We start from the raw sequence: 11007 nt of genomic DNA, 5'->3' as shown, positions 1-11007 counted from the left end.
CTCTAATTCAAGTGCCGCTAACTTCTCATCTCTCTCTAGCTCAAGAGCCGAAATACGCTTATCTTTCTCTAATTGAAGCGCTGCCAGCTTTTCATTCTTCTCAAGCTCAAGAGCCGCTATTCTTTCATCCTTCTTACGTCCAAGCACAGTCAGTTTTTCTTCTCTATCACGAATCAAATCAGCTACACGTTGTTCATTCTGCTGCTTAAGAGCAGCCGTCTGCTCCTCATGAAACTTAAGAGCTTCTGCGGCAGCAGCCTGCTGAACAGTAGCTTGCTCTGCTGCCATCTCCAGCATCTGTGCAATATCTGCTTCTGCAGCAGCCTTTGCTGCTTGAATTTGCTCATTTGACTCTCGCTTAGTTTCATTTAACTCTTCTTGCAGCTTGGCAGCTTGCTGAATCACTTGCTCAAGCTGCTGACTCATTAAGACGAGCTTAGCTTCTTCTTCCGTAAGTCTTGCATTATCGCGTCGCAAACGAAATACTTCCTCTGTCACTTGAACAGATGCAAGCACTGCAAGCTTCGGCATATCCAGACGTGGATAGCCCTTAGCCAGCTTCTTCATGCTCTCGTCGATCGAACTGGCGACTCGCTTCATATATTCTACATTGGTATGACCTTTAAGCTTATATTGAACCCCATATATATCAACTGTTACTACCGTTTGTTCTGTTTCCATTAAGGCGAATCCTCCTATTATCTAAGTTGCGCCTCTTATTTATGTAGAAACGAGCGCGCAATGTCCATTTCCATGGACGATGCGGTTTCGCGTTGAAAGATAAACAAAATATCAATAAAGACGATACCTCTTATCTTCCTCTAAAAAAAGTCGCATCGAAGTCCACTAGGAACTATTTCGATGCGACTTTGAAGGTTTCCTGCCTACTTACGTAATTCCGCTGCAAAAGATTGTTCTAATTGTAAAACAACCTTTCCATGCACCGCACTGACCTCTTCATCTGTCAATGTACGCTCGTTATGACGGTAAACAAGTGAGATTGCTATGCTCTTCTTGCCTGCACCCAGCTTCTCTCCTGTGAACACATCGAATACTCGTACGGACTCCAGCAATTCACCAGCAGTACTCCAAGCAGTACCTGTCAGATTAGCTGSTGCCACCTCGTTATCAACGACAACAGCAATATCACGCTGCATAGCCGGATAACGCGGTAGCACCTTATAAGCAATGTCCGAATCCRCTAGCTCATAAAGCAAATCTAGACCGATTTCAAGTACATACGTATCTGCCAAGTCAGCTTCGAGTTGAAGGCCCGGATGTAATTGGCCAACATAACCAATCACTTCTGGTCCTTTACCCACGTCAATTAGAATAGCTGCCGTTCTTCCTGGATGAAAATGCTCTGGCTGAGCCGCTTCGTAAGTTACGCTAGACGTTAAGCCAAGCACCGCGAATACCGTCTCCAAAATGCCCTTCGCATCATAAAAATCAACTGGAACCGCTTTGCCGTTCCATTGCGCCTCTGTACGATTGCCTGTCAAGAGCGCCGCAAAGCGGTGTTTCTCATGCGGCAAACGAGTAAGCTGTTCCTCATCGGTATGGAATACGCTGCCGATTTCAAAAAATGCTGCGGATTCATTTTTACGATTGCGGTTATAAGCCGATGTTTCCAGCAATTGTGCAATAAGAGTTGTCCGCAGCACGCTGCGATCCTCACTCATTGGCATTGACAATTGTACCGGCTTCGTATTCTCCGCAAGTGCCGGAAATAGCTTAGTCCGCTCAGGTCCAGTAAAGGAATAACTTACAACCTCATGCAAACCAGCATCGGATAGTCGTTTGCGCAGCTCGCGACGAATCAACTGTGGCTTCGTAAGCGAACCCGGTATTACATCTCCGTGAACAAGCGTTGTAGGGATGTTATCGTAGCCATACAAACGAGCAACCTCTTCAATCAAATCAACCGAACGGGTAATATCGCCGCGACGAGTAGGGACGTTCACCGTGAAGACGTCGTTATCGGATACCTCATATTCAAAATGCAAACGGCCAAAAATCGTCTGTACTTCAAGACGAGACAGATCCGTTCCAAGGTAGCTATTAATTTTATCTAAGGACAGGTCAACCTTTGTTGCTTGAGCCTTGCCAGTAGAAACCTCAACGATTCCGTCCGTAACTAGACCTTCAGCTATCTCGGCAATTAGAGCAGCAGCACGGTCAAGTGCAGGAATAACTCTTGCCGGATCTACTTCCTTCTCGAATCTGATACTCGATTCTGAGCGCAGCCCGAGCTGACGTGATGTTTTGCGAACCGTACCGCCGTCGAATTTTGCAGACTCCAGTACGATATTAACAGTCCCGTCCGTTACTTCGGTGCTCGCTCCACCCATAACGCCCGCAAGCGCGATCGGGTTAGTACCGTCTGTAATAACGAGCATATGCGGCTCTAGCTTACGTTCTTGATCATCTAGAGTTACAAGTGTTTCGCCTGAGTTAGCAAGACGAACATCAATTCGTCCACCTGGCAGACGGTCTGCGTCGAAAGCATGCAGCGGTTGGCCGTACTCAAGCATAACGAAATTGGTAACGTCTACGACGTTATTAATTGGACGCACACCAGCGGCGATCAATTTATTTTGCAGCCACAAAGGAGAAACACCGATTTTAACATCTTTAATATAACGAGCCGAATAATGCGAGCAAAGCTCAGGCGCACTAATACTTACTGATACGAGACCGTCTGTTTTCACAGTACTGGCTGGTATAGACGCATTTGGCAAAAGAACCTCGCGTCCTGTTAAAGCGCCGATTTCATAAGCAACGCCAATCATACTAAGACAATCCGAACGATTCGGAGTAAGGTCAAGCTCAAGCACTTCATCATTAATACCTAGAACGTCGCCGATTGGCGCCCCGATCGTAGTTGATGCAGGCAATACCAAAATTCCTTCCTGCTGATCCTTCGGCAGCAGCTTTTCATTAAGACCAAGCTCCTTCGCCGAACAGATCATACCTTGCGATTCAACTCCACGCAGCTTCGCGCGTTTGATTTTGAAGTCCCCAGGAAGTGCAGCTCCAATAACAGCTACAGGAACAAGCTGACCTGCATCGACATTTTTTGCGCCACAGACGATTTGAAGCTCTTCGCCCGTTCCGACGTCAACTTTGCAAACGTTCAGCTTATCCGCATCAGGATGCTTTTCTTTCGATTTCACATAACCGACTACAACGCCAGTCACGCCCTTGTTGCGGGATTCCACGACATCGATCTCAATACCGCCGCGTGTCATCTTCTCTGCTAGCTCTTCCGCTGTGTAGCCAGAAAGATCGATATATTTATTTAACCATTGATAGGATACATTCATCGTTTTTCTTCCCTTCTCTCTTTGTTACATTCTCGCAAATTGACTTAAGAAACGCAGATCGTTCGTATAGAAATGACGAATATCGTCAATGCCGTATTTCAATAACGCGATACGCTCAACACCCATACCAAATGCAAAGCCGCTTACCTCTTCAGGATCGTAGCCGCCCATTTCAAGTACGCGTGGATGTACCATGCCGCAGCCGAGAATTTCCAACCAGCCTGTATGCTTGCACATCCGACAGCCTTTTCCTCCGCATTGCGCACAGCTAACATCTACTTCAGCACTTGGCTCAGTGAATGGGAAGAAGCTTGGACGAAGACGAATTTGTGTTTGAGAGCCGAACATTTGCTGAGCAAACTGCAGCAGCGTACCTTTCAAATCGCTCATTCGAATGTTTTTGCCGATAACAAGTCCTTCGATCTGATTAAATTGGAACGAATGGGTCGCATCGTCATCATCGCGGCGGTATACTTTACCTGGGCAAATAACACGAATTGGCGATTCGCCATTTTTGGCCTTCATTGTTCTCACTTGTACAGGTGACGTTTGTGTACGCATCAAAATATCATCCGTAATGTAGAACGAATCCTGCATATCGCGAGCCGGGTGGTTTTTCGGTAAGTTCAACGCCTCAAAGTTGTAGTAGTCGGTCTCAACCTCAGGACCTTCCGCAACCGTATAACCTAGTCCGATAAAAATATCCTCGATCTCCTGTGCCACTTTGTTCAACGGATGAACAGAACCTGTCGGCAATTGCTTGCCAGGCAGTGTTACATCAAGCGTCTCCGCAAGAAGTCTGTTATTGGTTTCTGCTTGTTGGAATGCGGATTGCTTCTCTTCGATAACGGACTCGATTGCCGCACGCACATCATTACCAACCTGACCAATGACCGGACGCTCTTCCGCGCTGAGTCCGCCCATACCGCGTAAAATCTCAGTCAATGCACCTTTTTTCCCTAAGTATTTAACACGTAAATCATTTAGCTGCTGTGGGTTTTCCACTTGCTGCAGCTCTTGAAGCGCTTCGACGCGCAGCCCTTCCAATCGTTCCTTCATTCCTCTTCGCCTCCATATCATTACTTACCTATATTTGCACAAAAAAAAGGCCCTCTCTCCCTAAAGGGACGAAAGAACCGTGGTACCACCCTAATTTGAATTACAACCTTGCCATGGTGCCTATAGATGACAAAACTTATGTCATCCTCTGCACTGCTGGAAGCCTGTAATTCCTCTAGCCCATAACGGCGGGAACCGTACACACCCTACTTGCGCTTCGCGGAAACCCGCTTCGGCGTTTCAGGGGTCTGCTCCGGAGTGAACTTCGGCGGCCTTATTTCACAAAGACACTCTCAATCAACGGTGTCTTCTCCCTGTGCGAAAGCACTGCTTACTTATCTCCATCATAGCTTTACATCGATTATCATACATTAATCTATATTATATGCAATCTACAGTCCCGATGCAACAATTATGGTCTATAAATAGGTTGTTTTTACTAAGTTTATTTACGAGTCAATTTTCATCATCATTTCTTCCAATAACCGAATACGGGCGAACGAAGCGCGAAGCAGACCGATTCCTATCTCAGGGTACAACCTTATAAGCCTAGATACATCGTCGCCTATCAGCTTAAGCACCTTCACATCTCCGAGCAGAGATTGCGCAGTAACGGTTGATGGGCTACCATCAATCGCCGACATTACCATCAACGATGACATACATAGCTGGGTTCGGCTCCCCTCGCTGCAGCAGCTTATCATCGTCCATACAGGTTTGTTCTTCGGCTATACTTGCAATCAACCCTAGCTCCTCAAGTGATAAATCAGTAAAGTAGAGAACCTGTCTTAGGAAGACAACCTTATTTAATCTGCCCATCATCTGCTGGTCGTTTGACATGTGCTCCCCCTCCTCTACCAATGCTTCTGCCGCTATTTCACGCCACCAATCATCAATTCCGTGATAAGCAGCCTCGAGTATTACGCGAGCCTCCTCGTTAAGGCTGTCCCTATATACTAAATACGAAGGGGAAGTCGCTAGGTCTAAAATTGACCTAATGACTTCCCCTTTAACATTGTATTTTTTAACACCATTCATCTCCGGTTGCTATCATCCATTCACTTCTTAATATACTCATCAGCGGGTAATTCAAATTTCCAAGGGCCTCTTATAACAACTTCTGGATTTGTTATCGTTAATTTCAGCTTCTTACTTTTCGGATTAATATCAAACTGAAGATACTCCAGCGCCTGTGTTTGTTCATTGACTTTAGCACTATGACTCATCCTATCAATCCTGAGGTTATACAGCGCTCTAGAAGTATGCTCCTTATAATTCGTATCCATGTATACTCTTAGTTGATCATTTTCGATTCGTTCTATCTTTGTTATTTTAACGGGAAAACCTGCTATTTCGAAGGTTTGATCCACATCCATCACTCTATCGGAAGGAATGTTTAATGTGATCTTCGTTTTTTCATTATAAATCACATTAATTTCAGGGATCGTAACGGTATAGCTTTTCACATCGCTCCTAGCTGACAATCCAAAATAAAACTCACTCGCTGGGCCTGAAACCCCTTCATACCTTTCAAGTTCATAACCCTTACCAGTCTCGTCTGTCACACTTATTTTCTGATCCTTATGAACGCCGTGCAGCCCATAATCAGTTATTCTAAACTCTTTAGAATGCTGCGAAACTAACGAAATCCTCGCCTTGTCTTCCACTCGATTGGCAATAGTCGTAATGGTCACATCATTAATCGCTGACGTTTCGCCCATAGCCTGATAATTCTCAAATGTTTCCGCTTTGGTCAGCGTTAGCGGAATGACGATTTCTGGGTTCCCTACCTTAATCAAATTCACGTTCCCTTTAATATCCTGTTTTCCTTGAAGYCAGAAGGAGCTCGCCCATTTATTGATACCCCAAACTGCATGGGCAGACTTCAACGTATATTCCATCCCTTGTTCATTGATTATTTTAATGGATTCAAACCTTGATGTATCAGTTCCTGACATAGTCACATAAGTCATTTGTTCATTAACCATCATACCTGTTATTACAACGGTTCCTCCGTCTATTTGTATGGTGACTGGCTGCTGCAGTACATAACTTTCCTGTGAAGCATCATCGTCTTCCATTACAATCCCTATACCAGGAAAATACTGCAGAGCTTTCTGAATAGCTGCGAATACTTGGTTATGGAAAACTACAGAAGATAACAAGATAAGCACGAATACGGATGCTGCTAGCCTATTTCTAGAGATCAGTCGTCTTGCAGTGGGTCGATGCCCTTTATTCTCAAGCTTTGCTTGTTGAATGCAGTTAAAAAAGCACAACTGGGTGATGAGAAAGCTTACTTAAAGCTCTTTCAGCAGTTTGAAGAAGCTATATACCGTACGGCTTATGTCTATTTAAATAATCAAGAGGACGCCCTGGACGTCGTTCAGGAAACGGCGTAATCGGCTGCAACGTCATTTTCAAAATGGGCGATCCCACTAGCTTATCCGGCAGTCGATTATAGAAGGTAATATCGCGCCCAAACCGCAGCCGAACCATATCGACATATCCATTTGCAAACGAAACCTCATCACGAAGCATCACAAATTCTTCGTCCCTGGTCACATAGCGGAAGTAATTCGCTAACTGCTCGATTAATAAATGAATACGATCCCGTTCTTCATTAACAGCCATTCCGCGAATAGCTTGAAGTGTGTTGTACAGAAAATGTGCATTGATTTGTGATCGCAGACCACTCAGTTGGAACTGCTTTTTCTCCAGCTCCATCTCATATACCTGCTGCTGTGTATGGAGAATACTCTTCGTAAGAAGATCCACCTCGCTAGTCATATAATTGAAATGATCCTCAATGGCCGTTATTTCGTTTTTATAGCTAAATTTCAACCTCGCATTGAAATCTCCGGCTGCAACACGATGCAAGGCATCCGTAATTTTCTTTATCGGCGAAGTCATTTTTAGATTAAACCCAAACATTGCGGTCACCACAGCTGCTATGATTAAAGCCAGTACAATAGGTACCGCCCATTTAATAAATTGCTCCTCGTGATATAAATGGTTCTGGTCCATATAGATGACAAGCTTCCATCCTACCTTGTGCACCGGGCTTGTCTTCACTAAATAAGGAATGTCGTTGATGCGAACCACTGCGCCATCGCGGAATGACTCTCCTGTTTTACTTTGATTGGATATAAAATTTTCATTCGTTGACGTTACTACGTTTCCTGAATTGTCGATAATCATCATGACGGATTTATCGGTAAGCCCGCTTGCAGCCGCAATCCCATTAATTCGCTGTTTGTCGAGTACGAGGATACCCAAAAACATACCGTTCAAATACTCTCGCCCTTCAATGGCCCGGACATATCTAATAGCCAAATATTCATCTAATGTTCCCTCGTATGATGCAAATGCCCCTGAGAAAATGAGCCGTCCCGACTTGAGCTCTTTTTGATCCATATTTTTCAAATAATCATACATAACGGGCTTAAGTGCATAGGTCCCCGTGCTATATCCCCTTGTCAAAGGGTTATCCGAGCGGATATCTAGAAGATGAATATCCTTGACCGAAGCATTCATATCCAGATAAGGGTGAAGTTTTTCCTTCATAGACATGAATTGATCCCAATCATAAACCGACTTTCCATCACCTTTCATAAACGTTTTTTGGAGAGAATCGTTAAAAAATGCGATTTTAGTCAAATAATCGATAGAATCAAAATATTCCTCCAGCCGTCCGCTTACTTGTCCAAACAAGATGTCTACGGATTCGTTAACGCGCTTTTCCACATTATCCATATAAAAGTAATAGGTAGCGGACATAGTGAGAAGAAATGGCAGTATAGAGATTAAAGTATTGACGAGAATCATCTCGTAGCGCAGCTTGTATTTTCCCTTATAGGTTAAGAAGCGCAACAACATATGTTCCACCTTTCATATTGAGCTTGAGCCGTCTAGCCAGCAGGCAGTGGCTGCTTCATCGAGAAACTAGAAGGATGCGCTGCTGGCTATGTCCATATTCAGCCCACCTATAGCGGTCGACTTCATATCCAATAAAAATCAGGTGTGAATAGATAATTATTCAACCCTTTCTTCGTTTGCCATCCTAACACAAAAGGACTTTCCTTAAAGGTTTTTTTGACCTTAGAGGAAAGCCCTTTTGCATGACCAGATTACCCTATCAATCCACTGCGCTCTACGCTTTCTACGAAATATCGTTGTGCAAACATGTACAAAAGTACGATCGGAGCAATAAACAATAGCTCACCCGCATTTTTTATCATATAAGCATATAGTGGATCTGTCATACCAAACGAAGCCCACATAATTGGAAGCTTTGTCGATAGTACTTCCGAAGATGTTAGGAAAAGTGAGACGAAATAATTGTCATTCCACTGCCATACGAACGAGAACAGTAGGACTGTTACCATCGCTGGAACTGCGTTAGGCAGCATAATACGCCAAAACGATTGAAATACGCTGCATCCATCAATGTAAGAAACCTCTTCCAGTTCCTTAGGAAGGCCTCGGAAAAACTGAAGGAATATGAAGATAAACAAACCGCTCTTTATTCCCATTCCGGTAGCTGACTGAAGGATGAATGGCCAATAGCTGTCTAGCAGATTAATTCCCTTCTGCCCGGTGAACAATTGGACAAGGCCCAAAACATCAAAGTAACGATAATTGAGATAGGTCGTGATCATAATGGTTTGTACTGGAACGATAATCGTAAAAAGCACGCCGCCGAATAATAACTTGCTCCCTTTAAAGGCTAGCCTAGCAAAACCAAATGCTGCCAAGGAGCAAGAAATGACCTGTAAGATCGTCGAGACCGTTGCAATAGCAAAGGAATTCATAAATACTTTTGGATAACTAAGTGCTGCAAAAGCAACCTTCATCGTATCCAATGTGAAGTGCTTAGGAATCCAAAGTACGGTTGAGTCATACAAATCCACACGATCCTTAAAAGACACTGAAAGTTTAAAAAACAATGGGTACAAAATTACAAAACAAAACCCGATCACAAGTATCGTTCGAACGATTACCCAGCTCCAATGCTTACTCCAATTGAGCAAGTTGAATCTACTTGCACGTTCTTTCCATGCTGCCATGCTTGATTGGTGGGCCAGCTTCACAGTATCCCCCCCCTATCCTGTTAGTCTTGATAAAACACCTTACGTGAGACGAGTCCCATTGTCACTACTAGAATGAGCGACACGATAATGAAGTACACCCATGACATCGCTGCGCTCAAGCTGAAATTGAGTGATACAAACGCAGTGTCCGTTATCATCTTGCTTAATGCATTAGTGCTGTAGGAATCAATAACGGTATAGACAATGTTCGTCAACATGATTGGACTGAGCATTGGGATAGTAATTTTCCAAAACGCTTCGTAGCCTGTCGTTCCTTCGATTTTCGCCGCTTCATACAAAGAAGGAGATATGGACTGGAGCGCTGCAAGGAAAATCAATATCTGCACACCAGATGAACTAATAACCTCATAAATCCGATCAACAAAATCGGTAATAAAGAATATTATCCCACTCCCGACACCAGCTCCAGACAGCAATCGCTCCAACTCGAAGCTAACAAATAAAACTCCTCCGCCTCCGCCCTCAGGTGATACACCAGTCACATTCGAAGCAATGGTTGCCATCTCTGCGCTGTTCTCTAGTGAAAGTACGGGTGCTGCAAGCATGACAGGAAGGAAAAAAATAGCTCGTGCAAATACCCTTCCTCTAAACTTCTGATTGATCAGCGTAGCAACGAACAAACTAAAAATCGTGATGGACGGCACATTGATCAAAAGATCAGAAATTGATTCAACCAGAGTTCGAGTGAAAGTGGGATGTGACGTAAATAACTCCTTGTAATATGAAAACCCTTGAAACTTGGTAATGAAGCCGCCTTTTCCAAGCGTTAGCTCATTTAAGCTGTATACAAAGGATTCATACAACGGAATTATAAATAAGAAAACGAATCCTAGAAACCACGGTAATACGAATATCATGCCTAATCTAGACTTTTTCTGCTGCAGCGTCGGAATTTTACGCTTTATCATAATCCACCGCCGATCACATGGTAACCCTCTGCCTCAACAGTAATACTTTCAACAGTTACCGCTGATTTATTGTAGTTTACTATTACTTTTTTACCTTGTTCAAAGGTCGTCTCGTATACGCTATCCGCTAACTTGCGGTGGCCTGTAATCGTTTGATCCTGTACGTCCTTCAGTACCGTGTTCGCTTCGTTATAGAGCTGTATCGCTTCCTCAAACCAATCCATGTAGTGAGCAGAATACAAGTCATTGAACATCGTTTCCCGAATTACGGAAGGTTGTGCGTAGAACCATTGATAATATACATTTGACCCCGTCTCAAGTGTTTTAAGCAAGGAAACTTTACTGTCCTGATTACGTTCGTGATTCAAAGGTGTTCCAGAATAGTCAACATATCCATGCAAAACAATGGAAAAGAAGGGGATCTCTTCAGCAGCAATGTTAAATTTACTGCTCGTAAGTGGTGCATCTACAATCGTCTTCGCATATGGCAATGTATAAGCATTACCTCCGCTAATCATAATATTTTCGGCTTTGTTCTTAATCAGTTGCAGGTTTTCATCTATTATCCCGATTGTCTCCTGTCGATTAATCGTTCCATGT

The 11007-nt window shown here is 43.8% G+C and carries 10 protein-coding genes; all 10 read right to left on the bottom strand.

Features of this window, described 5'->3' with window-relative positions; all coding sequences use genetic code 11:
• Positions 1–681 (bottom strand): cell division protein ZapA (gene zapA / locus AC1DWN_RS18650; protein ID WP_477560408.1); only part of this gene is annotated, 681 nt, incomplete at its 3' end.
• 203 nt (positions 682–884) lie between these two features.
• Positions 885–3326, bottom strand: a complete 2442-nt coding sequence (gene pheT / locus AC1DWN_RS18645) for a phenylalanine--tRNA ligase subunit beta (protein ID WP_477560407.1) — start codon at positions 3324–3326, stop codon at positions 885–887.
• A 24-nt stretch (positions 3327–3350) separates the two neighbouring features.
• The gene (pheS, locus tag AC1DWN_RS18640) at positions 3351–4385 is read right to left on the bottom strand and encodes a phenylalanine--tRNA ligase subunit alpha (protein WP_477560406.1); all 1035 of its coding nucleotides are present in this window, start codon (positions 4383–4385) and stop codon (positions 3351–3353) included.
• Between the two features lie 449 nt (positions 4386–4834).
• Positions 4835–5047, bottom strand: a complete 213-nt coding sequence (locus tag AC1DWN_RS18635; protein ID WP_477560405.1) for a hypothetical protein — start codon at positions 5045–5047, stop codon at positions 4835–4837.
• Positions 5016–5225: a cyclic nucleotide-binding domain-containing protein gene (locus tag AC1DWN_RS18630; protein WP_477560404.1), complete on the bottom strand. Its 210-nt coding sequence runs from the start codon at positions 5223–5225 to the stop codon at positions 5016–5018. The genes AC1DWN_RS18635 and AC1DWN_RS18630 overlap by 32 nt, the downstream gene beginning before the upstream one ends.
• Positions 5226–5443: 218 nt before the next feature.
• Positions 5444–6559, bottom strand: coding sequence for a hypothetical protein (locus AC1DWN_RS18625; protein ID WP_477560403.1), 1116 nt, complete (start codon positions 6557–6559; stop codon positions 5444–5446).
• A 154-nt stretch (positions 6560–6713) separates the two neighbouring features.
• Positions 6714–8264: a sensor histidine kinase gene (locus AC1DWN_RS18620; RefSeq protein WP_477560402.1), complete on the bottom strand. Its 1551-nt coding sequence runs from the start codon at positions 8262–8264 to the stop codon at positions 6714–6716.
• Positions 8265–8515: 251 nt separating this feature from the next.
• Positions 8516–9478, bottom strand: coding sequence for a carbohydrate ABC transporter permease (locus tag AC1DWN_RS18615; RefSeq protein WP_477560401.1), 963 nt, complete (start codon positions 9476–9478; stop codon positions 8516–8518).
• Positions 9479–9498: 20 nt separating this feature from the next.
• On the bottom strand, positions 9499–10407 hold the full coding sequence (locus tag AC1DWN_RS18610; protein WP_477560400.1) for a carbohydrate ABC transporter permease: 909 nt from the start codon (positions 10405–10407) through the stop codon (positions 9499–9501).
• On the bottom strand, positions 10404–11007 hold a 604-nt coding region (locus AC1DWN_RS18605), incomplete at its 5' end, for a DUF5696 domain-containing protein (protein WP_477560399.1). The genes AC1DWN_RS18605 and AC1DWN_RS18610, both read right to left, overlap by 4 nt.

The sequence above is a fragment of the Paenibacillus sp. P4_A7 genome (assembly GCF_056402455.1).
This window is presented reverse-complemented; position numbering and strand designations above follow the sequence as displayed.

Excerpts from the sequence above, each read along its gene's own strand:
- pheS (WP_477560406.1), bottom strand. The coding sequence starts at position 4,385 with ATGAAGGAACGATTGGAAGGGCTGCGCGTCGAAGCGCTTCAAGAGCTG.
- AC1DWN_RS18635 (WP_477560405.1), bottom strand. The coding sequence starts at position 5,047 with ATGTCATCGTTGATGGTAATGTCGGCGATTGATGGTAGCCCATCAACC.
- AC1DWN_RS18630 (WP_477560404.1), bottom strand. The coding sequence starts at position 5,225 with ATGTCAAACGACCAGCAGATGATGGGCAGATTAAATAAGGTTGTCTTC.
- AC1DWN_RS18620 (WP_477560402.1), bottom strand. The coding sequence starts at position 8,264 with ATGTTGTTGCGCTTCTTAACCTATAAGGGAAAATACAAGCTGCGCTAC.
- AC1DWN_RS18610 (WP_477560400.1), bottom strand. The coding sequence starts at position 10,407 with ATGATAAAGCGTAAAATTCCGACGCTGCAGCAGAAAAAGTCTAGATTA.